The organism is Burkholderia anthinoferrum (assembly GCF_002925705.1).
In the GTDB taxonomy this organism is placed as follows: Bacteria; Pseudomonadota; Gammaproteobacteria; order Burkholderiales; family Burkholderiaceae; genus Burkholderia; species Burkholderia semiarida.
Map to the genome: position 1 here is coordinate 159,521 of NZ_LFZP01000019.1, position 23,277 is coordinate 182,797.

A 23,277-nucleotide genomic window follows, 5' to 3' on the forward strand; every position below is an offset into this window, starting at 1 on the left:
CCCGCTTACTGCGCCGGCGCCGACGCGCCCTTGGCGGCCGCGCGATGCTGCTCCCAGCGCGCCTTCATCTTCTCGTGGCGCTGCTCCATGTTCGCGAACTGCTGCTTGAGCGCCGTGCTGACCATCGTCTTCTGCTGGTCGTTCAGCCCGTTGTAGAACGTGAGCCACGCGGCGGACGTCTGCTCGCGCAGTTGCGCGTTCTGCGCCTCCGCCTGCTGGCGCGCCGAATGCATCGCGCTCAGGTCGAGGATCGGCTGGTTCTGCTGCGCCTTGAACTGCTCGCGCATCTGCTCGTGGCTCTTGCGCATCGCGTCACGGTTCTGCTTCATCGTGTTGACGGCCGCCTGCCATTGCTGCTCTTGCGACGCATTGAGCTTCAGCTGGTCGTGCAGTTTCATGATCGCGCCGAACGGGCCGCCTTCATGCTCGCCGTGCATCCGGTGCATGCCGGGGCCGCCCGGCGGCGGCATGTCGTTGGGCTGCGCGGCATGCGCGGTGCCGAATGCGAGAGCGAGCAAGGCGGCGGCCGCGATGGCCACGCGGGAAGTCTTCTTATACATTTCAGAAACTCCTTGAATCCAAAGGGTCCGACGATGCGGTGCCGGGGAAGCCGGGTACCGCATCCGGTAAGACGCAGGTTAGCGATGCAGGCCCCGGCGGGTGTTACGCGGGGTGGCGGCCCGGTTACCGTGCATTACAGTTCCCTTGCGCGGTAACCCGCAGTAACCCTTTCGTCCCTTTGTTTCGTTCTTCGACTCCACCCTCGCGCGGTAAACTTCGAGCCATGACTACCCAGATCCTCATCGTCGACGACGACCAAGAACTCCGAGACCTGCTGCGCGACTATCTCGTGCGCCAGGGGATGGAAGTGTCCGTGCTGCACGACGCGGCGACGCTCGAGAAGCGCCTCGAGCGCGAGCGGCCCGACCTCATCGTGCTGGACCTGATGATGCCGGGCGTGGACGGCCTGACCGCGCTGCGCCAGTTGCGCGCGGCCGGCGACGACATCCCCGTGATCATGCTGACCGCGCGGGCGGACGACGTCGACCGCATCGTCGGGCTCGAGCTCGGCGCGGACGACTACCTCGGCAAGCCGTTCAACCCGCGCGAGCTGCTCGCGCGCGTGCAGGCCGTGCTGCGCCGCCGCCGCGCGACGCCGTCGGCCGCCGCGCCCGAGCAGCGCGAGCCGTTCGCGTTCGGCCGCTTCCTGCTCGACTTCCAGGCGCGCACGCTGTCGGTCGACGGCAAGCCGGCCACGCTGTCGAGCAGCGAATTCGCGCTGCTGAAGATCTTCGTGAACCATGCGCTGCGCACGCTCACGCGCGAGCGGCTGCTCGAGCTGCTGCACGGGCCCGAGTACGACGGCACCGACCGCGGCATCGACGTCCAGGTATGGCGCCTGCGCCGCATCCTCGAAACGGATCCGTCGACGCCGCGCTTCATCCAGACGGTCCGCGGGCGCGGCTACGTGTTCGTGCCCGACGGCGAGGCCCATGCGCAAACCCATTGATTCACTGTTCGGGCGGCTGGCGCTGCTCGTCGTCGGCGTCCTGCTGCTGTCGCACTTCGCATGGTTCTTCGCGATGCGGCTCGAGCGCAACCAGATGCAGACGCGTTATGCGGTCGAGGAGGCCGCGTTCCTCGTCGATGCGGTGCGCCAGCACGTCGCGCGCACGCCCGACCAGCCGCTGCCGTCGCGCGTGAGGCTCGTGTCGCCGGACAGCGCCGACGTGCCGAAAGGCGGCGATTCGGGGCTGCCGCCGCCGCTGAAGCGGTTTCGCGACGACGTGAGCGAGCGCATGCCGCCCGGCACGCAGGTCGAGATCGGCGCGCCCGGCCATCCGCCGGTGCTGTGGGTGAAGGAGCCGGCCGACCGCAACTGGATCGTGGTGCCCGTGCAGCCGCTGCGGCCGCCGCGCTCGCTCGACCGGATGCTGCTGTGGCTCGGCACGATCTTCTCGGCCGGCGTGATCGCCGCGCTGTTCGCCGCCTGGCAGTTGCAGCAGCCGCTGCGCTCGCTCGCGCGCGCGGTCGCGCGTTTCGGCCGCGGGCAGCCGGTGCCGCCGCTGCGCGAACGCGGCCCGCGCGAGCTGCGCCAGCTCACGCGCGGCTTCAATCAGATGGTGGAGCAGGTGTCGCAGGCCGAGAGCGATCGCGCGGTGATGCTGGCCGGCGTCGCGCACGACCTGCGCACGCCGCTCGCGCGGATGCGCCTGCGGGCCGAAATGATGGACGACGCGCGGCTGCGCGACGGCGTCGTGCGCGACGTCGACTCGATGTCGCACATCGTCGACCAGTTCCTGGTATTCGCACACGGCGGGGCCGACCGCAGCGAGCCGGTGCCGGTCGATCAGGCCTGCGAGCGGATCGCGCGCAGCTATCGTGCGGTCGCGCCGAACGCGCCGACGGTCCAGACGCGGCTGGAAGCCGATCCCGGCTTCCGGCTGCCGACGGCGACGCTCGACCGGATCCTGTCGAACCTGCTGGACAACGCGCATGCGTACGGTGCACCGCCCGTATTCGTCGAGACGGCGCGCACGCCGGCCGGCTACGTGCTGTCGGTCAGCGACAGCGGCGGCGGCATCGCGCCGCGCGACCTCGCGGCCGCCACGCGGCCGTTCGTGCGGCTCGATCCCGCGCGCGGCGGCAACGGCCACAGCGGGCTCGGGCTCGCGATCGTCGAGCGGCTCGTGCTCAGGCTGGGTGGCGCATGCGACATCGGCAATCGCCCCGAAGGCGGCCTGCGTGTGTCGATGACGTTCCCGTTCGAGGCCGTGCCGAAGGACGAACCTCACGAACAAGCCGCATGAGCGGCTGCGGCGCCTGCCCGGCCGGGCAGGCGCCGCGCGGCTTCATTCGCCGAACAGCGTGCCGAGCGTCTCGGCCGCATTGCTGTCGATCGTGTTGTAGGTCACCGTGGTGGCCTCGAAGATATAGACGGTCGTATACCGGCCGAGGCGCTCCAGGATTTCCTCCTGCAGCGATTCCGGCACGACGTTCATGTTCAGGTACCATGCCGTGGACGACAGCCGCGTCTGGAACGACCCGTACTCCTGCATCAGTTCATAGAACGCGTCGGCATCCTGATCGCGACAGACGATCACCAAGTTTCCTGCCATTCCCTTCCTCCCGCTCGTCGGTCGATCCCCGTGGCCTGCTGACAGAGGGCCGTGCACATTGCCGCGACACGGCCGAACCGGACCCGGGGGCTAGCCCCGATCATACCTGCTTCGCCGTATCCGGCTGCTGATGCCGCACAGGGTTTGTGGCCGCATGCGGGTGGCGGGTTCACGGCCGGGCCGGATCACGGCATAATTCGGGCCTGCGTGCCGGCCGCAGGACCGCGGCCGGGCCGTTCCGTACCGCGCGCCCGCCATCCGCCCATGCGCCGGGCACGATCCCTGCGTTGCCCGCGCCGTCCCGGACGGTTGTGCCTGAAATACAGGTTGGTGTAGTGTCGTGCCGTCGCGGCCCGGCTCGACCGGCTGCGGCCGCGTGTGCGCGCACGGCGCGCCGCGCGCGCGAAATCGCCAGTCAATCGAATTACCGCGCCCGTGCGCTTTGCCATGAATCAACATCGACTGCCGGCTTCGTTCGGCCTTACCGGGGAGGGCGCCTGATGAACGTCGGATTCTTCAATCCGAACCGGACCGCCAACGCATCCGCGTGGCGCGTGCTGCCGAATCGGTGGGACTTCATCGCCTTTCCGCTGATCATCTGCCTGATCGCGATGGCGGTGGTCGGCTTCCACGAAACGATGGCGCCGATCGGCGTGCTGCAGACGCAGAAGATCTCGCTCGATCCGTCGAACCTGCCCGAATACGCGCTGCGCACCACGCTGCGGATGCTCGCCGCGATGGTCGCGTCGCTCGCGTTCACGCTCGTCTACGGCACGCTCGCGGCCAAGAGCCGCCGCGCGGGCATGGTGCTGATCCCGATCCTCGACATCCTGCAGTCGGTGCCGGTGCTCGGCTTCATCTCGTTTACGGTCACGTTCTTCCTCGCGCTGTTCCCGAGCCGCGTGCTCGGCGCCGAGCTGGCCGCGATCTTCGCGATCTTCACGAGCCAGGCGTGGAACATGACGTTCAGCTTCTACCAGTCGCTGCGCACGGTGCCGCGCGACCTGGACGAAGTGTCGCGCGGCTTCCACCTGACGTCCTGGCAGCGCTTCTGGAAGCTCGAGGTGCCGTTCTCGATGCCGGGCCTGATCTGGAACATGATGATGTCGATGTCGGGCGGCTGGTTCTTCGTCGTCGCGTCGGAGGCGATCACCGTCGGCAACCAGACGATCACGCTGCCGGGCATCGGCGCGTATCTTGCACAGGCGATCTCGGACAAGAACTTCGGCGCGATCGGCTGGGTGATCCTGACGATGACGGTCGTGATCCTCGCGTACGACCAGTTCCTGTTCCGCCCGCTCATCGCGTGGGCCGACAAGTTCCGGATGGAGAACACCGCGTCGGGCGATGCGCCGCAATCGTGGCTGCTGGACCTCGTGCGCCGCACGCGGCTGATTCATCAGCTGCTCGTGCCGGCCGGCTGGTTCTTCGCGAAGGCCGCGCGGATTCCGCTGCGCCTGCCGCTGTCGGGCGCGATGCGCTTCACGCTGCCGAAAGTCGAGAAGAAGGCGTCGCGCACGGTCGACATCGCGTGGGCCGGGCTCGTGCTGATCGGCACTGCCTATATCGTGTGGCGCGTCGTCAGCTTCGTCGCCACCGGCGTGACGATGGCCGAAGTCGGCCACGTGCTCGTGCTCGGGCTCATCACGCTGCTGCGCGTGGTCGTGCTGATCTCGATCGCGTCGGTGATCTGGGTGCCGATCGGCGTGTGGGTCGGGCTGCGCCCGAAGCTGGCCGAGAAGCTGCAGCCGCTCGCGCAGTTCCTCGCCGCGTTCCCGGCGAACCTGCTGTTCCCGGTGTTCGTGATCGTGATCGCGCGCTTCCACCTGAACCCGGACATCTGGCTGTCGCCGCTGATCGTGCTCGGCACGCAGTGGTATATCCTGTTCAACGTGATCGCCGGTGCGACGTCCTACCCGAACGACTATCGCGAAGCGGCGACCAACTTCCGCATCCGCGGCTGGCAGTGGTGGCGCCAGGCGATCCTGCCCGGCATCTTCCCGTACTACGTGACGGGCGCGATCACCGCATCGGGCGGCGCGTGGAACGCGAGCATCGTGTCCGAAGCCGTGCAGTGGGGCAGCACCCGGATCGAGGCGCACGGCCTCGGCGCCTACATCGCGCAGACCACCGCCGCCGGCGATTTTCCGAAGATCATCCTGGGCATCGCCGTGATGTCCCTGTTCGTCACCCTGTTCAACCGCCTGCTGTGGCGCCCGCTGTATGCCTTCGCCGAAGCGAAGCTGCGGCTCGACTGAGACCGATTGAGAGCGAAACGCGATGCACAATCCGAATGCTGTAAACGCCCCCGTCCAGACGTCCCAGCCGCCGCGCCCCGGTGAAGAAATCCTGCGCGTCGAGCACGTCTGCCGCGGTTTCAACAAGACACAGGGCGAGCTGCTCGTGCTCGACGACGCGAACCTGTCGCTGCGCGAAGGCGAGATCGTCGGGCTGCTCGGCCGGTCGGGCTCGGGCAAGTCGACACTGCTGCGCATCATCGCCGGGCTGATCGAGCCGACCGGCGGCGAAGTGACGTACCTCGGCAAGCCGCTGCGCGGGCCGGCCGAGGGTGTCGCGATGGTGTTCCAGACGTTCGCGCTGTTCCCGTGGTTGACCGTGCTGCAGAACGTGGAAGCCGGGCTCGAAGCGCTCGGCGTCGGCGCGCGCGAGCGGCGCGAGCGCGCGCTCGCGGCGATCGACCTGATCGGTCTCGACGGCTTCGAGAACGCGTACCCGCGCGAGTTGTCGGGCGGCATGCGTCAGCGCGTGGGCTTCGCGCGCGCGCTCGTCGTCGACCCGACGATCCTGCTGATGGACGAGCCGTTCTCCGCGCTCGACGTGCTGACCGCCGAGACGCTGCGTACCGATTTGCTCGATCTGTGGACGCAAGGCCGCATGCCGATCAAGTCGGTGCTGATCGTCACGCACAACATCGAGGAAGCGGTGTTCATGTGCGACCGCATTCTCGTGCTGTCGTCGAACCCGGGCCGCGTGATCGCGGAGATCAAGGTGCCGTTCAAGCACCCGCGCAATCGTCTGGATCCGGCGTTCCGCAAGCTCGTCGACGACATCTACGCGAAGATGACGGCCCGCCAGACCGGCGAGGCGACGAAGAAGGGGCTCGAGCTCGGCAGCTGGCTGCCGCAGGTGTCGACCAACCTGATGGCCGGCCTGATCGAGACGCTCGCGATGGCGCCGTACCACGGCCGCGCGGACATGCCGGAAATCGCGCGCACGCTGCACCTCGAGGTCGACGACCTGTTCCCGATCGCGGAAGTACTGCAGTACCTCGGCTTCGCGGACGTGCGCGAAGGCGACGTGTTCCTGACGCCGCCGGGGCGCGTGTTCGCGGAATTCGGTACGCAGGAACGCAAGCTGATGTTCGCCGATCACTTGCTGAAGCACGTGCCGCTCGCCGCGCGGATCAAGAAGGTGCTGAACGAGCGCCCGGGCCATCGCGCGCCGCGCGTGCGCTTCGAGCAGGAGCTCGAGGATTTCCTGTCGGACGGCGCGGCCGAGGAAACGCTCGACGCGGTGATCGACTGGGGGCGGTACGGCGAGATCTTCTCGTACAACGACCAGACCGAGATCTTCAGCCTCGAGGACGTCGAGTCCTGATGCGATCGGGGTGATTCCGACGCGTCCCGCTGGAATCGCCCCGATGCTCCCGGCAGCGTGATTCGGCTGCCGCGACCGCCCTCGGCATTCGCAACGAGCGCCGGACGAGGGATCACCCAATTGTCGGATCGCGCTCCTGCTGGAAGCGCCGCGGATGGCATTCGCCGAGGATGCCGCGGCCGGCTTCGCTCTTCGGCCGCAACGCTTCGTTCACTTCCGCCGCCTTTTTCCCCTTCACCACGCGTTGAATGCCTGCCGCATTGGTGCGGAGTGCCTCGATCGCCGCGCGATCACGCGCGTCCATCGGCAATAAATATCAGGGATCGATCAACCGATCGACCGGAGGGGATTTCGGCGCGGAATACTAAATACTGACAAGTGGTTATGAATTTCCCTACGGTTTGATATATTTGGCGCCTTCAAGGCGGCTGAGAGCGCCTTGTTGGTGCGATAGCGTCCAGATCGCGGCGGGTTCGCCCGACAAAAAGAACGAGGTCAATGATGAGTTTCGCAGGAAACGGAAACCCCGCCGGGATGAGCGGGGGCGGCGCGGCCTTGGCCGGCGGTTTGACGAACCTGGGTTCGCTTGCCGGCATGGCGGGCCAACTGGGGGCGCTGACCGGCATGCCGGGCGCGGGGCTGCTGGGCGGTGCCGCGAGCGCGGTGCAACTGGCGCAAACAGGCTTGTCGCTGATGGGCAAGGCTCCGGAGTCGATCGCCGAGGCCATCAACAGCCTGACGGGCGCGCTCCCGCGCCTGACCCAGGACAATCGCTTCATCACGATCGAAACGCCGCTCGGCCCGGACGTGCTGCTGGTCAGCGCGGCGGTCATCGATGAACACGTCAATCAACTGACCGAAACACATCTCGACCTGCTTTCCCATCGCAACAATATCGAACCGCAGGAAATCGTCGGGCAGCGGGTCAAGATCACGCTCGAGCCGCAGAGCCGCAACTTCAGTCTGACGCGTGTCGTGACGTCGGCGGCCGATATCGAGACGAAGCGATATTTCGACGGTTACGTCGCATCGTTCGGCCGCGTCGGAAAGTCGGGTTCGGTCACCCGCTATGAAATGTCCGTCGTTCCGTGGTTCTGGTTTCTCACGCGCTCGACCGATTGCCGGATTTTCCAGAACCAGACGCCGCAGGACATCCTGAGCGACATTTTCCGCGAGATGGGTTTCTCGGATTTCGAGTTCGCGATGCAGGGCGAACGTCCGAAACTCGAGTACATCGTCATGTACGACGAGTCCTACTACAGTTTCTGCTCGCGCCTGATGGAGCAGGAAGGGCTGATCTGGACGATTCGCTACGAACAGGACAAGCACATCCTCGTGATCGGCGACACCAACGCGGTGTTCCAGCCGATTCCGAACCTGAAGACGATTCCGTACGAAGCCAACAGTGCCGCCAGCGAGCAGAACGGCATCGATCGATGGGATGAGGCGTTCAGTTTCCGGGTCGGCAAGATCACGTACCGGGATTTCAACTACAACCAGCCGTCGTCGCAACTAATGCATGTCGAGGTGCCGACCGTCAATCTGAAGCACCCGAACATCCAGACGACCGAGCGTTACCAGTTCCATTCGTTGTATGACCACGGCGATGACGGGCAGCGTTACGCGTGCTACGCGATGGAAGCGGAAGAAGCGCTCGCGCACCGTTTCAACGGCGCCGGTCACGCGCACGGGATGACGACGAGCGGCCGCTTCACGCTGGTCAATCACGGCACGTCCGCCTACAACAACAAGGACTTCGTGATCCTGCGCGTTCGTCACCAGGTGGCGAACGACTATACCCAGCAGACCTCGAAACTGCCGTACCACAACACGTTTACGTGCCTGCCGATCGACATTCCGTTCAGGCCGGAGCGGCGTACGCCCAAGCCGCACATGCAGGGCACCCAGTCCGCGATCGTGGTCGGGCCGAAGGGCGAGGAAATCCACACCGACGGCAGCCGGGTCAAGCTGCATTTCATGTGGGACCGCCGCGGCAAGCTCGACGGTTCCGATTCGATGTGGGTGCGCGTATCGCAACCGTGGGCAGGCAAGGGCTGGGGCGGTTCGGCGATTCCGCGGATCGGCCAGGAGGTGCTCGTCTCGTTCAATCAGGGCGATCCGGACAACCCCATCGTCGTCGGCCGCGTGTTCAACGGCGAATCGGGCAACCCGTATCACGGCAGCGGCGGCCAGACGATGGGGATGCGCAGCCAGACGCACAAGGGCGAGGGTTTCAACGAACTGCGGTTCTCGGATGTGAACGGCGCCCAGGAAGTTTTTCTGCATGCGCAGAAGGACATGAAGACCATCGTCAAGGATAGCGAATCGCATACGGTCGAATCCGGCGCGCGGAACGTGTCGGTGCTCAAAGGCGACGAGAGCAAGCACATCGCGGAAGGCAGCCTGTCGGAAAAGATCGCGAAGGCGCGCTTCACGACGGCCAACACCGTCGGCGTGCAGGCGCTCGCGGGCGATGCCGGGCCGGGCAAGCAGAGCTATCAGGCGACGGACGAGATCGAGCATCGGGTCGGCGCGAGCATCGTGACGCTGAAGCCGGACAGCATCAAGCTGTCCCACGGCGCCTCGAGCATCCTGATCAATCAGAGCGGCATTTTCCTCGATGGCCCGGTGATCCATCTGAACCAGGGGCTGTTCGTCACGCCCGAGCAGGCGATGGCGATCGAGTGGGCCAATCAGCAGGCGGTCATCGCGGCGGGTCTCGCGTCAGCCGATCCGAAGGTGCAGGCCGCGGCACGCAAGCTTCAGGCGACGGTCAAGGCGCAACAACTGGCGAAGCTCGCGGAAGCGGTGTACACGCCCGGGACGGCGCCGCCGGGATGGAAGAACGTGTCGAACGACCCCGAAGCGCTGAAGAAGTTCGGCATGCGGCCGCAGGATCTGAAGATTCCCGGCAGCAATTTCGGCGCGCAGGTCTATGCGCCCGATCCTGCGGTGTTCGGCGACAGCATGAAGCCGACGCTGGCCTTCAAGGGCACGCAGCCGACGGTCAAGGAGGACTGGTCGAACAACCTCAGCCAGGGGCTGGGCGACAATTCGCCGTACTACGATCGCGCCGTGACCCTCGGCAAGAAGATCCATGGTTCCGGCAATGCGGGCGGCCTCGACCTCACAGGCCATTCGCTCGGCGGCGGGTTGGCGTCGGCTGCATCGCAGGCGAGCGGCGCGGGCGCGACCACTTTCAACGCGGCAGGCCTCAATCCTGAAACGTTGCCGCTGTACGGCGCCACGCCGCGGGCGTCGTCGATCACGAACTATCGCGTCGACGGCGACATCCTGACGGGCTCGCAGGAGGGCGGGCTCGGCCCGATCAGCGAGGTGACGTCCCACCTGATGCCCAAGGCGGTCGGCGAGCAGATCACCATTCCGGGCACCAGCGTGACGACGGTCCAGCGGCACATGATGGGCCAGGTGACGAGCGGGCTGAATACGACCGTCGCCGAGCAGCAATCGTCGCTGCTGAGTCAACTTCAGGGACATTGATGAAATACAGCAAGGTCATCGCCGCAGGCGCGGTTGTCGCGGTCATCGGTTTGTCGTCGCCGTTCTGGTGGCCGACTCAAGCACAGGAAACAAAAATGGCAGACTTCAAACGTTACCCGCCCGAAGACTTTTTCACGGGACAGCAACTCGAGCTGGCGCGTGCCATTCGCGACGGGAATCTGGCGCAGGTCAAGGCGCTCGCGCCGCATGCCGATCTCGCTGCGCTGGGCAACAAGAAGGCCAGCCTGCTGTCGTTCGCGGTGCAGGAAGCCGTGCCGGTGAAGGCGGATGCCGCCAACGTGCGCCTTCAGATCGTCAGCGAACTGGTCCGGGACGGCGCGAAGCCCGAACAGCCGTTCGGCGAGAATGGCGCGAACGTCGCGTATCTGGCCGCGCGGGCCGACACGCCGAACCTGCTCAAGGCGTTGCTGGCCGGCGGCATGAATCCCGATCTCAAGTACGACGGCGATACGCCGCTGCTCTTCGCCACCTGCAAGGACACACTGTTGCCGCAAATGCGCCTGCTGGTCGAGCACAAGGCGAACGTCAATGTGCGGGATTCGATGAAGGAAACCGCGCTCTACGAAGCGACGCGCCTGCGGCAATGGGACGTCGTCGATTATCTGCTCGCGCACGGCGCCGATCCGTCGGTGAAGAACGACAACGGTCTCGCGTACGCGAAGGTCCTCGGCGACGAGTTGCAACAGACGCCGAAAGGCTCGCCGCAGCTGGGTCGCATCGAAGCCATCCACAAGCGTCTGGTCGCGGCCGGCGTGCAGTAACGTTGCCCCGTGACGGTTGCGTCGGCTGCGACCGTGCAGCCGGCGCACAGTTTCAATCCGGCGCCTGCCGCGGCGGGCACGCCGAACCGAGAAGAGCATGTCCGAATATCAGATGAACGATGCCGTCATTCAGTTGCCGGCGCACTTCAAAGACAAGACGATTCACCTGTTTACGGTCGATGAAACGGGGAGCGGTAGTAGCGGATTCACTTTCGTGGTGTCCCGCGCGCCGATGGAGCCGGACGATACGGTCGACACGTTCGTGACGCGGCTGGTCTCGGAGATGCGCAAGTCGCTGCCGCGTTTCGAATTGAAGCATCTGGAAAACCGGGAAATCGACGGCGAAACCGCGCGCGAAATCGATTATCGCTGGGTGTCGGAAGGCGCGCCGCTGCATCAGCGCCAGACGGTCGTGATGTCGCCGAAGGGCGGGCGCGAACGCGTGGCGATCAGTTTCATCGGCACCTGTCCGAAGTCGTTCACGGAGGACAAGAGCAAGGAATACAAGCGCCTGCTCGCGAGTGTCGTGCTGGCCCGGCCCGATCGGGCGGCCTTCGCGCCGAGGGCGCTCGGCCAGGACGAGGCCGGCATCGTGTTCGTGCTGCACGAGCCGAGCGCGACGCTGTACGCGCTCACGGGCATGGCCGAACTGTACCGGCACGACGTCACCGAAATGTTCGACGACACCGCGTTCTTCGGCCCGGGCGGTGAGCCGCTGGCGCTGCAGCCCGCCCCGGACGGGCAAGCGGCGTGGCGCGCGATGGACGGCCGTCAATTCGCGCTGTGGACGGCGGATGTGCGCGAGCACGCATCGCTGAGCGATCGACTTGACGGTGTGACGGCGGTGAAGGGCATGACCGGCATGCAGAGCGTCGAGGCCGTGCGTGCTTATCTGACCGCGGTTACGAATGCGGGCTGACGGGGAGCGGGCGTGGATACATTACTGGCGGCTGCGCGGTTGGGCGATCCGATCGCGCATACGGCATCCAAGGGATGGATGATCGCCGGGCTGATCGCGGGTGCGGTGATCGGCGCCGTCGCGGTGGTCGCGACGGGAGGTGCTGCGTTGACGGTCGTCGCTGCAATCGCGGCGGGCGCTGCCGCGGGCGGCGGTCTCGGCGAAGTGCTGGGCACGATGTCGTGGGCGCCGCGACATGTCACCGGAAGTCTCATAAAGGGTTCGCCCAACGTGTTCATCAACAGTCGCGCGGCGATGCGGGCCATCCTGAGCCAGGGCCTGTGCAGCGACCATGCGGGGCCGCCGCAGGTGGTCGCGCAGGGTTCGTCGACGGTGTTCATCAACAGCCAGCCGGCGAGCCGCAAGGAAGACCGGATGATGTGCGGCGCGTTGATCAACGACGGATCGCCCAACGTGTTCATCGGTGGCCCGGCGGTCGGCGAGTTCAATCCCGAGATCCCGGCGTGGGTGAACTGGACGATGGCCGCGGTGGGCATTGCTGCTGCGGCCGTTCTTGCGGGGCCCGCGCTGGCGCTGCTCGGTGCGGCCGGCGGCTTTCTCGGCGGCGAAGTCGGCGGATGGCTGGGCGGGAAGATCTTCGGCGAGGGTTCGGACGGGCAGAAGTGGTCGATGCTTGGAGGAAGCTTGCTGGGCGGATTCGGCGCGGGGAAGGGCGCCAGGCTCGTCGGCGGCGCGAGAGGAGCGGGCTCCGCGGCTGGCGAACTGTCGGCGCTGGAAGCGGCCGAAGGTGCGGCAGGGGCGACGGAGCAGCCGACGATTTCGCTGTTCGGTGTGCGTGGCGGCGGCCGGACGCCCGACGCAGAAGGCGTTCTGCACGAGTATCAGTACACTGGCCACGTCGGGTATTCATTCGACGGCGGCAAGACGATTTGGGGTTTTGGACCGGCAGTCGGGGATGCGACCGCGGCGGATGTATTCGCCAATCTGAAGTCATCCGGCAGTTATCCGGGGCAACTGACCCAGGACCAGGCAGCATTCTCGCTGATTGCGGAAAATCCACTGCCTGCCCGTGGCGGGGCCGGCACGCTACAGACCGTGTATGAGCAGAAGATACCTGTCACGCAGGAGCAGTACGAATCAATTCTGGCGGCACACGAGGAACTGGTGGCGCGCGGGCCCATGGACGACATCCGGTATCAATGGCCGCCCAAGTCTGGCGGCGCATGGCCGGAAAACAACTATAACTGTGCGACGTTCCCCGGCCGCCTGGGTATCCCGATTCCGGAAACGACCGGAAAATTGCAGTACTACATGCCCGAACTCGAGAAAGTCGGGACACCGTGGAAGCCGTGACATCAGATTCTATGAGTGAGAAAAAGGGTCTCTATACCGTAGCAGTGGAATCGTACGATCTGGTGCTCGTATCCGTCATCGATTCTCCGAGTCCGCATGTTTTTCGGGCGAAGGTAGAGCGCATCTATTCCAGCGGAAAGGGCATCACGCCGGATAATCTCGGGGCGGAAATCGTGTTCAACGGCGGTCCGCCGACTTGGGGCAACGTGGCACTTCAAGCCGGCGAGCGTGCTCTTCTGTTCGTGAGAGCGCAGGCCGGTGCGTTGAACGAGTATCCGTCGCGCGGGCACATGGTCCTGGAAGACATGGACGGTGAATTGGGCGCCAGATTGCATGTTCCGGAGCTGTGGCTGCGTGAGGATGTGCCGGAGGCGGTGAAGGCTGCGGCGAGTCAGCATCCAACATGGCGGAATGCGTCGATCGTCAAGTTCAGTGTGCTGGAAACTTATCTGAACGGCTTGATCGCGAGGGCCGGGCGTTGAGCCGGGGCGGTTTCCGGACAGCGAAGCGGATAATGCAAGTGCGAAGTTTTTGGAGCTGAATCGAATGACCGATAAGAATCCCGATTTTTCACCGATGCGCATGCGGGCACGCGGATTCGTGTCGCAGGGCCGTATCGAGGACGCGCTCGGGTTGTACGGCGACATCCTGAAACTAGCGCCGGAAGACGCGGCGACGTATGCCGATCGTGGCACGACCTTCGCGATGATCAAGAAGACCGATCTCGCGCTGAACGATCTGAACCGGGCCATCGAACTGGGCTATACGGATCCGTCGGCGTATTGCACGCTCGCGACGATTTATCTCGAAGGCGGCGCCTACCAGAAGTCGCTCGATTACTTCGACCGGGCGCTGAAGCTCAATCCCGACCAGCCTTTCGTCTATTTCAATCGCGCCAGGGCATACGAGACGCTGGGTGATATCAAAGCGTCGATCGCCGATCTGGAGCGGTGCCTGACCTACAACCCGGACGATGCGCTGTCCGCGAAGATCAAGGAAAGGGTGGCGCAGCTTCGCACGCGTCTATAATCACCGTAGCTCGCGAGTACGCAAAACGGCAGGGGCGCCACGCACGATGCGCGGCGCATCGCGTCGTTACTGCAAATTCCCCCACCGATCGACTGCCGGTTCCGCCGACGCCCACTTCCAGTGCGTGCCTTGCTGGCACGCATTCGCGAAATACCAGTCGGCCTTGTCGCCGTCCTTCACCGAGAACGCGAATTCCTTGCACAGCGCGAGCGCCGACGAGTACGCGCGCGTGACGCGCACTTCGCCTTCGCCGTTTTCCAGCGGCAGCGTGTTCTTCACCTTCCACGGCTTCACTTCGCCGACGGCCAGGCTGCCGGCCGTCTTCGCGATCGCGTCCTGCTGGTTCTGATGAAGCTGCTTCATCGTGCGGTTGACGGCTTCGTCGGTCGCGGCCTGCACGGCAATCCCGACGCCCACGCCGACCGCCGGATTCGCGGTGACGAGGCCCGTCGCCGCGCCGGCCAGCGCACCGCTCGCCGCGCCGACCGAGCCGCAGCCCGACAGCGCGAGCGTCGCCGCGCACAGCGCGCCGATCGCCGCGATACGGATCGCCACGCTCATTGCAGCGCGCCCCAGCGCTCGGTCGCCGGTTCCGCCGACGCCCATTTCCACACGGGGCCGTCGCGGCAGATGGTGGCGACGTAGAACGCCGATTGCGCGGGCTTGTCGGCCTTCGCCGGCGTATCGACCGCGAACACGATTTCCTTGCAGTCGAGCGGGCCGACGCTGATCATCCGGCTGACCGTCACGCGGCCCTGCTCGTCGTCCTCGATCGGGAACGAATGGTGCGTCGACCACGGCGCGACGCCGCCGACGTCGAGCGGGCCGGCCGCCTTCGCGATCTGGTCTTGCGTGTAGCGGTGCGCGACGCGTTGCGTGTACTGGACGCCCGCCCGTGCGCCGGCGACGGCGCCGAGGCCGATGCCGGTGGCGACGGCGGCGTTGTTGGTGACCTTGGAGGCGATCGCGGCGCCCGCGATACCGGCACCGGCCGTCGCGCCTTCGCTGTACAGCGAATTGCAGCCGGACAGCAGTGCGGCCGCGGCGATCACGGCCAGCACGACGCGCGCCGGCGTGGCCCGGCGCGGCGATTCGAAGCGAATGTTCATCCCTGAGTGCAAGTCCTGTCTGGGTGAGCGGCGACGCACGCACGCTCCTGATGCCGCGTCATTGTTTCGCAATTGTCATGGGAAAACTGCAAAGCTTTGACAAATCGCCGTGCGGCGGGCCGCGTGCGCGCGGGCGGCGTTATTGTCGAATAGATGAACGACGAGGGGTCGAAACGTTACAAATTGAAGGTAATTGTTACCTTCGGATGCGATCGCGCGACCTAGAGTGTTTTGTTATGGAATGTTTCTACGACGGCCTCGAGCCGCGCCGCATATGAGACACTCAGCCATGCGCCGTTCGAAACGGTTGTCACACCGGCCACCCGACGCGGCGGCCGGCCATCCGGAAGGCCGCCCGCGTCCGCGGACCGACGCGCCATCGGCCCCGCCCGCGGGCGCGCCGGACGAGGCGCCGTCGGACGGCGACCACAACCAGGGTGGTGCTCGCCCGGAAGGGCTCGACTATCAACGCGACCTCGGTCAGGAGCAGGACGCTTGATACGGTCGTCGCCGCATTCCACCGCCGTATTTCATTGCAATTCTCGGAACTGAGTCGCCGCGCGGCCGCCTTCGGGCCGCCGCGCCTGCTTTGGCGCGCGTCGCGCGTCAGCCATTCGAATCGAGGAGGGGAAATCGCATGAGCAGATTGATCGTGGTATCGAATCGTGTCGCCGCCGGCGAGGACACGCGCCCGAGCGCGGGCGGCCTGGCCGTCGGCGTGATGGACGCGCTGCGGGAAACGGGCGGCGTCTGGTTCGGCTGGAACGGCGAGATCGTCGGTGCGCCGGACGCCGAGCCCGCGATCCAGCGCGACGGCAACGTGACCTACGCGACGGTCGGGCTGACCCGGCGCGACTACGACCAGTACTACCGCGGCTTCTCGAACGCGACGCTGTGGCCGGTGTTCCATTACCGCGGCGATCTCGCGCGCTTCGACCGGCAGGAGTACGCCGGCTACCTGCGCGTGAACGCGATGCTCGCGAAGCAGCTCGCGGCGCTGTTGCGCCCGGATGACCTGATCTGGGTGCACGACTACCACCTGCTGCCGTTCGCGCACTGCCTGCGCGAGCTCGGCGTGAAGAACCCGATCGGCTTCTTCCTGCATATCCCGTTTCCGTCGCCCGACGTGCTGCGCCTCGTGCCGCCGCATGAGGAACTCGTCAAGTTCATGTGCGCGTACGATGTCGCGGGCTTCCAGACCGAGGCCGACAAGCAGGCCTTCACCGACTACATCGAGCGGCGCGGCATCGGCGCGGCGAGCGACGACGGGATGCTGCATGCGCATGGCCGGGTCGTGAAGGTCGCGGCCTATCCGATCGGCGTGCATCCCGACGCGATCGCGCAGGCGGCTATCCAGTACGGCGCTCGCAGGCCGGTGAAGATGCTGCGCGAGGCGCTGGGCGACCGCAAGCTGGTGATGAGCGTCGATCGCCTCGATTATTCGAAGGGGCTCGTCGAGCGCTTCCAGTCGTTCGAGCGGATGCTCGCGAATGCGCCGGGCTGGCAAGGGCGCGTGTCGCTGCTGCAGATCGCGCCGCCGACGCGTTCCGACGTGCAGACCTACCAGCAGATCCGCGAGACGCTGGAAGGCGAGGCCGGCCGCATCAACGGCCGCTTCTCGCAGCTCGACTGGACGCCGATCCAGTATCTGAACCGCAAGTACGAGCGCAACCTGCTGATGGCGTTCTTCCGGATGTCGCAGGTCGGCTACGTGACGCCGCTGCGCGACGGGATGAATCTCGTCGCGAAGGAATACGTCGCGTCGCAGGATCCGGCCGATCCGGGCGTGCTCGTGCTGTCGGAGTTCGCGGGCGCGGCGGCCGAGCTGACCGGCGCGCTGCTCGTCAATCCGTACGATCTGTCGCAGATGGCCGAGGCGCTCGAACGCGCGCTGTCGATGCCGCTCGCGGAGCGGCAGGCGCGTCACGAGGAGAACCTCGCGCGGCTGCGCGAGAACGATCTGTCGGTCTGGCGCGACACGTTCGTCGCCGACCTGCGCAGTGTCGCGGCGGCGGCGTCGGTCACGCGGCGCGCGGGCCAGCGGGCCGCGCATGCGTGAGTTCGCGCAGCGTGCGGCGAGTGACGACGAAGAAGCCGACGACGCAACCGGCCGCTTCTTCGTCGTGACGGGCGGCCCGGGTTCGGGCAAGAGCACGTTGCTCGATGCGCTCGAGCGCGCCGGGTTCGCACGTTCGCAGGAAGCCGGGCGCGGCGTGATCCGCGACCAGATGGCCGTCGACGGTCCGGCGCTGCCGTGGCGCGACCCGGCTGCGTTCGCCGAGTTGATGCTGAGCTGGGAGATGCGGTCGTACCATCTCGCGCGGCACGCGCGCGGGCCGGTGTTCTTCGACCGCGGCGTGCCGGACGTGATCGGCTACCTGAAGCTGACCGGCTTGGCGGTACCCGCGCACGCGGAAGCGGCGGCGCGGCGTTTTCGTTATCACCGGCGCGTGTTCATCGCGCCGCCGTTGCCCGACATCTATGCGCAGGACACCGAGCGCCGGCAGGATTTCGCGGAAGCGGTGCGGACCCATGACGCGATGGTCGATTGCTATACGTCGTACGGCTATCGGCTGATCGAATTGCCGCGCGCGAGCGTGAAGGCGCGCGTGCGCTTCGTGATGGACACGCTCGACGCCGCATGACACCCGCCGCGGGTGCGGCGCGCGACGGTGTCAGGCCGCCGGGTCCGGCGGCGGCGACGCGATGCGCAGCAGGCTGACGACCGCGGCCACCGCCGCGAACACCGTGGCGACATAGAGTGCGATCGTCGGCCCGCGATCGGGCGCGAGCCCGAAAATCAGCGCGACGAGCGCGGCGCCGAACGTCTGGCCCGTCAGGCGCGCGGTGCTCAGCATGCCGCCGGCGCCGCCGCTGCGCTCGCGCGGCGCCGACGACAGCATCGCGCGGTTGTTCGGCGACTGAAACAGTCCGAAGCCCGCGCCGCACAGCGCCATCCGCCACACGATGTCGACCGTGCCCGGGTGCGCGCCGATCGTCGCGAGCGACAGCAGCCCGGCTGCAAACAGCGCAAGCCCGATCCCGCCGAGCATGCCGGCCGAATAGCGGTCCGACAGCACGCCCGCGAGCGGCGCGGCGAACACGATCACGAGCGGCCACGGCGTCATGTAGAGGCCCGTCTCGACCTGCGAGAAGCCGAGCGAATGCTGCAGCCAGAACGGCAGCGCGACGAACGCGAGCATCTGCGACGTGAACGACGCCATCGACGTATAGATCGACAGCGCGAACATCGGGATGCGCATCAGGTCGACGGGTAGCAGCGGCGCCGGCTGCGACAACTGACGCTTCACGAAGAAGTAGCCGACCACGCCCGCGATGGCCAGTTCGGCCGCGACGTACGCATGACCTTCGCCGTGACCGAGCCCGTCGACGGCCGTGATCAGGAGGCCGAACACGCACGCGTTCATCAGCGCGCTCGGGAAGTCGTACGGCGCGTCGTGCAGCGGGTTGGCCGGCAGCGCGCGCAGGCTGCCGAGCACGGCCGCGATGCCGATCGGCACGTTGACCGCGAAGAGCCACGGCCACGACGCGAACGACAGGATCGCGGACGCGACCGTCGGCCCGATCGCCGACGACAGCGCGACCACCATCGCGTTGATCGACAGCCCGCGCCCGAGCATCGACGACGGGTAGATCATCCTCACGAGCGCCGCGTTGACGCTCATGATGCCGGCCGCGCCGAACCCCTGGATCACGCGCATCACCGCCAGCATCGGCAGCGAGCCGGCCAGCGCGCAGCCGAGCGACGCCGCGGTGAACAGCGCGAGCCCGGCGATGTAGATGCGGCGATAGCCGATGCGCTCGCCGAGCGACGCGAGCGGCAGCAGCGTGATCGTGACCGCGAGCTGGTACGCGTTGACGATCCAGATCGACGCGGCGTCGGACGCGTGCAGGTCGCGCGCGATGGTCGGCAATGCGACGTTCGCGATGGCGCCGTCGAGCACGGCGAGCGTGATGCCCAGGGCGACGCAGACGATCGCCCAGTAGCGTTGCGGAAGCGGCAGGCCGGTATCGGCGTTCATGGCGGGAGCGAGAGCAGGGTTGTCCGCGCACCCGCTTGCCGGTTGCGTGCGCAACCATGTACGCGGGGGGCGGCGATGAACGGCCCGGCCGGCGCGGCTGCACCGGGACGGGGCCGGTCGAGTGTATCACCGGGCCGCATCGCGCGACGCCAAGCCGCGCGGTGGCCGGCTGGCGCGCGCATTCAGCCTTCGAAGTCGAGGCCGCCGAGCCGCACGAGCGGCTCGGCCTGCGTGCGCGACGCGAGATCGATGTCGCGCGCGCTTTGCCATGCGCCGAGCTTTCTTGGCAGCGCGGCGAGGTAATGCTCGAAGCGTTGCGGGCCGTCGGGTTCCATCAGCCGCTCGATCTCGTCGGTGTCCCACGTCAGTTCGAGATTCAGCGGATGCACGAAGCCGCTCACGTGCTCGTGCGGCGCGCTGCGGATCTGCACGCGCGTCGGGTGCCCGTGCCCGCCATAGGGGACGACGTCGGCCCGCACGTGGTCGGCGAAGAACGCGGCGATCGCCTGCGCGATGCGCGGCGCGAATTCGGTATCGAAACGGCGGGCGGTTTCGGGCTGCATGAAGGCGTCTCCTGTGTGCCGAAAATCGTAGCACGGCGACGACGCGTTTCGGCGTGGGCGATACCGGTAATCGCGCGTTACCACTTGCTGCATCTATTACGGCCGCGTCCCGCCACAATGCATCGCATCCAGTACCACTTCGCGTGGGAGTCCATCATGAAAAAGATTGCCGCAGTGTGTGTCCTCGCCGGTTCGCTCGCCGTCGCGGGGCCGGCGTCCGCGCATGGCCGCGACGGCGGCGCCGTCATCGGCGCATTGATCGGCGGCGCGGTGCTCGGCGCGATCGTGACGTCCGCGATGAATCCGCCCGTCGCGTATCAGGCGCCCGTGTACCAGGCGCCGGCCTATCAGCCGCCGACGTACTACCAGGCGCCCGCATACCAGCAGCCGGCCTATCCGACCTACCAGCAGGCGCAGTACCAGGACGACGGCTCGAACTATTGCTACGACCGCTACCAGCGCGCGTACGTGTGCGGTGCGCCCGTGTCCGGCGGCTACGCGCGGCCGGCCGGCTGGTAAGCGGGCCGCGCGCGAGCGCGGTTCCGGGCCGGTCGGGCCGGCGCCCGCCGGCGTTGGCTTTGCCGGGCCGGACGACGAAAGGCCCTCGCTCGATGCGAGGGCCTTTCGTCGTTTGCGTGGCCATTCTGTGGCCGGAGTGATGCGCCGCCGCCCATCGGCGGGCCGTGCGTGGATACAAACGGTTGCAATTGAACGTCAGTGGCGATGACCGCCGCCGTCGCCGCGACCGTGTCCGCCGCCACCGCCTTCGTTCCAGTCGCCACGGCGTCCGCCGCCGCGCCACCAGCCGTTGCCGCGGTTGCCGCGGTCGCCGTCCCAGCGATGATAGTCGCGCCGGCCGCGATCCCAGTCGCGTCCGCCGCCACCGCCCCAGATGTTGACCGTGCCGTACACCGGGGACGGGGCGTACGCATAGCCGGGATCGGAATAGTAGGGCTGCCCGTAGCCGTATCCGGCGTCCGGGGCGACGACGCAGCCGGCCAGCAGGGTAGCGACGCCGGCGGCAGCAATGAGCTTGAGCATGATGTTCTCCGTTGATTCCGCTATAAGTACCGCGCTCGGGGATTGCCGGCTGTTTGCAATTGTGTCGCCAAATTACAGCTCCGTAAGGTCTTGCGACGAAAGTGTTAGCATCCGGGGCTCATTGGTTTTTCAGGAGCACATCGATGAAATTCGCGATCCGGGCCGCGCTGGCCGCCTTCTGCGTGACGACCGCCGCCGCAAGCGTGGCCGCGCCTGCCTCCGCGCCTGCCGTATCCGCCGAGTCGATCAAGATGTTTCCGCAGGCAGCGGCCGGCCAGCAGCGCGCCGTGATCGCGCTGCCCGCGCTCGAGAACGAAGGCGATGCGCGCGTCGAGCTGATGATCGGCAAGACGTTGCAGACCGACTGCAACCAGCATTGGTTCGGCGGCGAGCTGACCGCCGAGGATGTGAAGGGGTGGGGCTACACGTATTACCGGCTCACCGACGTGAAGGGGCCGGCATCGACGTTGATGGCGTGCCCGGGCCAGGCGCCGCAGCAACGGTTCGTACAGGTGCGCGGCGACGGTCAGCTGCTGCGCTACAACAGCCGCCTGCCGCTCGTCGTCTATGTGCCGGACGGCTTCGACGTGCGCTATCGCGTGTGGCATGCGTCGAAGGACGTGCAGCAGGCTGCGAAGCAGTAACCTTTCTTTCGGCGGTGTCCTGCCGCTATCTATGCACCGGCCGCGCTGCTCGTGCCGACGAGCGCCGGCCATGCGGCCAGCGCGGCCTGCGCGACGGCCTCCAGATCGCGGCGGCTCGCGCCGTCGCGCGCCTGGATCGACATGCCTTGCTGAACCGTCACGTAGTAGCGGGCGATTGCGTCGAGGTTCGCGTGCGTTGATATTTCGCCTGCCGCGACGCCTTGCACGAAGCGTTCCCGCAGCGCGTCGACCGTGCCCTCGCGCATCGCGATCAGCGTTTGCCGGACCATATCGGAACGTTCGGCCGGATGCAGCGCCGACAGCACGATCAGGCAGCCGGCCGGCTTCGAGCGCCGCGTGAACACGCGTGCCGTATCCATCAGGTAGCTGCGCACGGCCTCGTACGCGCTGGCCGCCCGTTCGACGCCGCCCCAGATTTCCCGCCCCTCGGTTGCGCGGTAATGCTCGAGCGCTTGCCGGAACAACGCTTCCTTGCTGCCGAAGGCCGCATACAGGCTCGGCGACGCGATGCCCATCGCGGCCGTCAGGTCCGTCATCGACGCCCCTTCGTAGCCGAGACGCCAGAACACCTCCATCGCGCGATCCAGCGCCGCTTCCTTGTCGAAGCTTCTCGGTCGGCCTCGTTCAGCCATTGTGTCCGTTCCTTCGTCGATATCTGTATCGATCGATAAAATAAATCAATTGACTGCGCGGTGCAACGTGCCACATTCTGTGTCGGTCATTACATAAATTGGGAAAGGAACCGACATGAATCGACTTCAAGGCAAGCGTGCACTCATCACGGGCGGCAGCCGCGGCATCGGCGCGGCGATCGCGAAACGGCTGGCGGCCGATGGCGCGGACGTGGCGATCACGTATGAAAAATCCGCCGAACGGGCGCAGGCCGTGGTCGCCGGCATCGAGGCGCTGGGCCGCAAGGCCATTGCGATCCAGGCCGACAGCGCCGATCCGGTTGCCGTGCGCGACGCGGTCGATCGTGCGGCGCAGGCGTTGGGCGGCCTCGACATTCTTGTCAACAACGCGGGGATTTTCCGGGCCGGCGCGCTGGACGACCTCACGCTCGACGATATCGACGCGACGCTGAACGTGAACGTGCGCGCGGTGATCGTCGCGTCGCAGGCGGCGGCGCGGCATCTCGGGGAGGGCGGGCGCATCGTATCGACCGGCAGTTGCCTCGCGACGCGCGTGCCCGATGCCGGGATGAGCCTTTATGCGGCGAGCAAGGCCGCGTTGATCGGCTGGACGCAGGGGCTCGCGCGTGATCTCGGCTCGCGCGGCATCACGGTCAACGTCGTGCATCCGGGGTCGACCGATACCGACATGAACCCGGCCGACGGCGAGCATGCCGATGCGCAGCGTGCGCGGATGGCGATTCAGCAGTACGGCAAGGCCGACGACGTGGCCGCGCTCGTGGCGTTCGTCGTCGGGCCGGAAGGGCGGTCGATCAACGGGACGGGGCTGACGATCGACGGCGGCGCGAACGCGTAAAGGCCGATGCCCGGCGTGAGTTGGCCGGGTGGGAGGCGTGTGTTCGT

25 protein-coding genes are annotated in these 23,277 nt (G+C 66.8%); 16 read left to right on the plus strand and 9 right to left on the minus strand.

Annotated elements, in window-relative coordinates; translation table 11 throughout:
* Positions 1-5 precede the first annotated feature (5 nt).
* Positions 6-560, minus strand: a complete 555-nt coding sequence (locus tag C5F75_RS05830; RefSeq protein ID WP_059576616.1) for a periplasmic heavy metal sensor — start codon at positions 558-560, stop codon at positions 6-8.
* A gap of 224 nt (positions 561-784) precedes the next feature.
* Between C5F75_RS05830 and C5F75_RS05835 the strand changes: the two genes are divergently transcribed.
* Both C5F75_RS05835 and C5F75_RS05840 read left to right on the plus strand, forming a co-directional pair.
* Positions 785-1,510 carry a response regulator gene (locus C5F75_RS05835; RefSeq protein WP_006493394.1) on the plus strand — a complete coding sequence of 242 codons (726 nt, stop codon included), beginning with the start codon at positions 785-787 and terminating at the stop codon, positions 1,508-1,510.
* A complete protein-coding gene (locus C5F75_RS05840) occupies positions 1,494-2,810 on the plus strand; it encodes an ATP-binding protein (protein ID WP_059576612.1) in 1,317 nt (438 codons plus the stop codon). The genes C5F75_RS05835 and C5F75_RS05840 overlap by 17 nt, the downstream gene beginning before the upstream one ends.
* A 42-nt stretch (positions 2,811-2,852) precedes the next feature.
* Here the strand turns inward: C5F75_RS05840 and C5F75_RS05845 are convergent, their stop codons facing one another.
* On the minus strand, positions 2,853-3,119 hold the full coding sequence (locus C5F75_RS05845; protein ID WP_011545926.1) for a double-stranded DNA-specific endonuclease: 267 nt from the start codon (positions 3,117-3,119) through the stop codon (positions 2,853-2,855).
* A gap of 500 nt (positions 3,120-3,619) precedes the next feature.
* Between C5F75_RS05845 and C5F75_RS05850 the strand changes: the two genes are divergently transcribed.
* Together C5F75_RS05850 and C5F75_RS05855 are read left to right on the plus strand one after the other, a co-directional pair.
* Positions 3,620-5,377 carry an ABC transporter permease gene (locus C5F75_RS05850; protein ID WP_060966801.1) on the plus strand — a complete coding sequence of 586 codons (1,758 nt, stop codon included), beginning with the start codon at positions 3,620-3,622 and terminating at the stop codon, positions 5,375-5,377.
* 22 nt (positions 5,378-5,399) lie between these two features.
* Positions 5,400-6,737 (plus strand): ABC transporter ATP-binding protein, encoded by a 1,338-nt coding sequence (locus C5F75_RS05855; protein ID WP_059576606.1) that lies wholly within the window; start codon positions 5,400-5,402, stop codon positions 6,735-6,737.
* Positions 6,738-6,849: 112 nt separating this feature from the next.
* Here the strand turns inward: C5F75_RS05855 and C5F75_RS05860 are convergent, their stop codons facing one another.
* Positions 6,850-7,047 (minus strand): hypothetical protein, encoded by a 198-nt coding sequence (locus tag C5F75_RS05860; protein ID WP_124659349.1) that lies wholly within the window; start codon positions 7,045-7,047, stop codon positions 6,850-6,852.
* A 191-nt stretch (positions 7,048-7,238) separates the two neighbouring features.
* Between C5F75_RS05860 and tssI the strand changes: the two genes are divergently transcribed.
* The 6 genes from tssI to C5F75_RS05890 all read left to right on the plus strand — a co-directional run bounded on the left by tssI (position 7,239) and on the right by C5F75_RS05890 (position 14,321).
* The gene (tssI, locus tag C5F75_RS05865) at positions 7,239-10,238 is read left to right on the plus strand and encodes a type VI secretion system Vgr family protein (protein ID WP_059576899.1); all 3,000 of its coding nucleotides are present in this window, start codon (positions 7,239-7,241) and stop codon (positions 10,236-10,238) included.
* 95 nt (positions 10,239-10,333) lie between these two features.
* Positions 10,334-11,020, plus strand: a complete 687-nt coding sequence (locus C5F75_RS05870) for an ankyrin repeat domain-containing protein (protein WP_226094006.1) — start codon at positions 10,334-10,336, stop codon at positions 11,018-11,020.
* Between the two features lie 97 nt (positions 11,021-11,117).
* Positions 11,118-11,939 (plus strand): DcrB-related protein, encoded by an 822-nt coding sequence (locus C5F75_RS05875; RefSeq protein WP_059576595.1) that lies wholly within the window; start codon positions 11,118-11,120, stop codon positions 11,937-11,939.
* Between the two features lie 12 nt (positions 11,940-11,951).
* On the plus strand, positions 11,952-13,292 hold the full coding sequence (locus C5F75_RS05880) for a PAAR domain-containing protein (protein ID WP_196485245.1): 1,341 nt from the start codon (positions 11,952-11,954) through the stop codon (positions 13,290-13,292).
* Between the two features lie 11 nt (positions 13,293-13,303).
* Complete coding sequence (locus tag C5F75_RS05885) at positions 13,304-13,774, plus strand: hypothetical protein (RefSeq protein ID WP_089465043.1); 471 nt, start codon at positions 13,304-13,306, stop codon at positions 13,772-13,774.
* A 49-nt stretch (positions 13,775-13,823) separates the two neighbouring features.
* Entirely contained in the window at positions 13,824-14,321 is a 498-nt protein-coding gene (locus C5F75_RS05890) for a tetratricopeptide repeat protein (protein ID WP_124659348.1), read from the plus strand.
* A 66-nt stretch (positions 14,322-14,387) separates the two neighbouring features.
* Here the strand turns inward: C5F75_RS05890 and C5F75_RS05895 are convergent, their stop codons facing one another.
* Positions 14,388-14,882 (minus strand): hypothetical protein, encoded by a 495-nt coding sequence (locus C5F75_RS05895; protein ID WP_059576585.1) that lies wholly within the window; start codon positions 14,880-14,882, stop codon positions 14,388-14,390.
* The gene (locus tag C5F75_RS05900; protein ID WP_059576580.1) at positions 14,879-15,430 is read right to left on the minus strand and encodes a hypothetical protein; all 552 of its coding nucleotides are present in this window, start codon (positions 15,428-15,430) and stop codon (positions 14,879-14,881) included. The genes C5F75_RS05895 and C5F75_RS05900 overlap by 4 nt, the downstream gene beginning before the upstream one ends.
* A 289-nt stretch (positions 15,431-15,719) precedes the next feature.
* Here C5F75_RS05900 and C5F75_RS05905 point away from each other — a divergent pair, with 289 nt between their 5' ends.
* From C5F75_RS05905 to C5F75_RS05915, 3 genes are all read left to right on the plus strand, one after another.
* A complete protein-coding gene (locus C5F75_RS05905; protein WP_081066494.1) occupies positions 15,720-15,929 on the plus strand; it encodes a hypothetical protein in 210 nt (69 codons plus the stop codon).
* A gap of 138 nt (positions 15,930-16,067) precedes the next feature.
* Entirely contained in the window at positions 16,068-17,489 is a 1,422-nt protein-coding gene (gene otsA / locus C5F75_RS05910; protein ID WP_059576577.1) for an alpha,alpha-trehalose-phosphate synthase (UDP-forming), read from the plus strand.
* The gene (locus tag C5F75_RS05915; RefSeq protein WP_059576897.1) at positions 17,482-18,075 is read left to right on the plus strand and encodes an AAA family ATPase; all 594 of its coding nucleotides are present in this window, start codon (positions 17,482-17,484) and stop codon (positions 18,073-18,075) included. The genes otsA and C5F75_RS05915 overlap by 8 nt, the downstream gene beginning before the upstream one ends.
* Positions 18,076-18,105: 30 nt before the next feature.
* Here the strand turns inward: C5F75_RS05915 and C5F75_RS05920 are convergent, their stop codons facing one another.
* Together C5F75_RS05920 and C5F75_RS05925 are read right to left on the minus strand one after the other, a co-directional pair.
* Positions 18,106-19,473, minus strand: coding sequence for an MFS transporter (locus C5F75_RS05920; protein WP_059576575.1), 1,368 nt, complete (start codon positions 19,471-19,473; stop codon positions 18,106-18,108).
* Between the two features lie 182 nt (positions 19,474-19,655).
* Complete coding sequence (locus C5F75_RS05925) at positions 19,656-20,036, minus strand: DUF5594 family protein (protein ID WP_059576572.1); 381 nt, start codon at positions 20,034-20,036, stop codon at positions 19,656-19,658.
* A gap of 117 nt (positions 20,037-20,153) precedes the next feature.
* Between C5F75_RS05925 and C5F75_RS05930 the strand changes: the two genes are divergently transcribed.
* A complete protein-coding gene (locus tag C5F75_RS05930; protein ID WP_059576569.1) occupies positions 20,154-20,555 on the plus strand; it encodes a hypothetical protein in 402 nt (133 codons plus the stop codon).
* Between the two features lie 195 nt (positions 20,556-20,750).
* Here the strand turns inward: C5F75_RS05930 and C5F75_RS05935 are convergent, their stop codons facing one another.
* The gene (locus tag C5F75_RS05935) at positions 20,751-21,077 is read right to left on the minus strand and encodes a hypothetical protein (RefSeq protein ID WP_059576567.1); all 327 of its coding nucleotides are present in this window, start codon (positions 21,075-21,077) and stop codon (positions 20,751-20,753) included.
* Positions 21,078-21,220: 143 nt separating this feature from the next.
* Here C5F75_RS05935 and eco point away from each other — a divergent pair, with 143 nt between their 5' ends.
* The gene (gene eco / locus C5F75_RS05940) at positions 21,221-21,721 is read left to right on the plus strand and encodes a serine protease inhibitor ecotin (protein ID WP_059576564.1); all 501 of its coding nucleotides are present in this window, start codon (positions 21,221-21,223) and stop codon (positions 21,719-21,721) included.
* A gap of 29 nt (positions 21,722-21,750) precedes the next feature.
* Here eco and C5F75_RS05945 read toward each other — a convergent pair whose 3' ends face one another.
* On the minus strand, positions 21,751-22,374 hold the full coding sequence (locus C5F75_RS05945) for a TetR/AcrR family transcriptional regulator (protein ID WP_059576561.1): 624 nt from the start codon (positions 22,372-22,374) through the stop codon (positions 21,751-21,753).
* Positions 22,375-22,489: 115 nt separating this feature from the next.
* Between C5F75_RS05945 and C5F75_RS05950 the strand changes: the two genes are divergently transcribed.
* The gene (locus tag C5F75_RS05950; protein ID WP_059576558.1) at positions 22,490-23,230 is read left to right on the plus strand and encodes an SDR family NAD(P)-dependent oxidoreductase; all 741 of its coding nucleotides are present in this window, start codon (positions 22,490-22,492) and stop codon (positions 23,228-23,230) included.
* Positions 23,231-23,277: the final 47 nt, after the last annotated feature.

What these genes read in the sequence shown, in the direction of transcription:
- C5F75_RS05830 (WP_059576616.1), bottom strand. Translation starts at nt 560, where the DNA reads ATGTATAAGAAGACTTCCCGCGTGGCCATCGCGGCCGCCGCCTTGCTC.
- C5F75_RS05835 (WP_006493394.1), top strand. Translation starts at nt 785, where the DNA reads ATGACTACCCAGATCCTCATCGTCGACGACGACCAAGAACTCCGAGAC.
- C5F75_RS05840 (WP_059576612.1), top strand. Translation starts at nt 1,494, where the DNA reads ATGCGCAAACCCATTGATTCACTGTTCGGGCGGCTGGCGCTGCTCGTC.
- C5F75_RS05845 (WP_011545926.1), bottom strand. Translation starts at nt 3,119, where the DNA reads ATGGCAGGAAACTTGGTGATCGTCTGTCGCGATCAGGATGCCGACGCG.
- C5F75_RS05850 (WP_060966801.1), top strand. Translation starts at nt 3,620, where the DNA reads ATGAACGTCGGATTCTTCAATCCGAACCGGACCGCCAACGCATCCGCG.
- C5F75_RS05855 (WP_059576606.1), top strand. Translation starts at nt 5,400, where the DNA reads ATGCACAATCCGAATGCTGTAAACGCCCCCGTCCAGACGTCCCAGCCG.
- tssI (WP_059576899.1), top strand. Translation starts at nt 7,239, where the DNA reads ATGAGTTTCGCAGGAAACGGAAACCCCGCCGGGATGAGCGGGGGCGGC.
- C5F75_RS05870 (WP_226094006.1), top strand. Translation starts at nt 10,334, where the DNA reads ATGGCAGACTTCAAACGTTACCCGCCCGAAGACTTTTTCACGGGACAG.
- C5F75_RS05875 (WP_059576595.1), top strand. Translation starts at nt 11,118, where the DNA reads ATGTCCGAATATCAGATGAACGATGCCGTCATTCAGTTGCCGGCGCAC.
- C5F75_RS05885 (WP_089465043.1), top strand. Translation starts at nt 13,304, where the DNA reads ATGAGTGAGAAAAAGGGTCTCTATACCGTAGCAGTGGAATCGTACGAT.
- C5F75_RS05895 (WP_059576585.1), bottom strand. Translation starts at nt 14,882, where the DNA reads ATGAGCGTGGCGATCCGTATCGCGGCGATCGGCGCGCTGTGCGCGGCG.
- C5F75_RS05900 (WP_059576580.1), bottom strand. Translation starts at nt 15,430, where the DNA reads ATGAACATTCGCTTCGAATCGCCGCGCCGGGCCACGCCGGCGCGCGTC.
- C5F75_RS05905 (WP_081066494.1), top strand. Translation starts at nt 15,720, where the DNA reads ATGCGCCGTTCGAAACGGTTGTCACACCGGCCACCCGACGCGGCGGCC.
- otsA (WP_059576577.1), top strand. Translation starts at nt 16,068, where the DNA reads ATGAGCAGATTGATCGTGGTATCGAATCGTGTCGCCGCCGGCGAGGAC.
- C5F75_RS05915 (WP_059576897.1), top strand. Translation starts at nt 17,482, where the DNA reads ATGCGTGAGTTCGCGCAGCGTGCGGCGAGTGACGACGAAGAAGCCGAC.
- C5F75_RS05920 (WP_059576575.1), bottom strand. Translation starts at nt 19,473, where the DNA reads ATGAACGCCGATACCGGCCTGCCGCTTCCGCAACGCTACTGGGCGATC.
- C5F75_RS05925 (WP_059576572.1), bottom strand. Translation starts at nt 20,036, where the DNA reads ATGCAGCCCGAAACCGCCCGCCGTTTCGATACCGAATTCGCGCCGCGC.
- C5F75_RS05930 (WP_059576569.1), top strand. Translation starts at nt 20,154, where the DNA reads ATGCATCGCATCCAGTACCACTTCGCGTGGGAGTCCATCATGAAAAAG.
- C5F75_RS05935 (WP_059576567.1), bottom strand. Translation starts at nt 21,077, where the DNA reads ATGCTCAAGCTCATTGCTGCCGCCGGCGTCGCTACCCTGCTGGCCGGC.
- eco (WP_059576564.1), top strand. Translation starts at nt 21,221, where the DNA reads ATGAAATTCGCGATCCGGGCCGCGCTGGCCGCCTTCTGCGTGACGACC.
- C5F75_RS05945 (WP_059576561.1), bottom strand. Translation starts at nt 22,374, where the DNA reads ATGGCTGAACGAGGCCGACCGAGAAGCTTCGACAAGGAAGCGGCGCTG.
- C5F75_RS05950 (WP_059576558.1), top strand. Translation starts at nt 22,490, where the DNA reads ATGAATCGACTTCAAGGCAAGCGTGCACTCATCACGGGCGGCAGCCGC.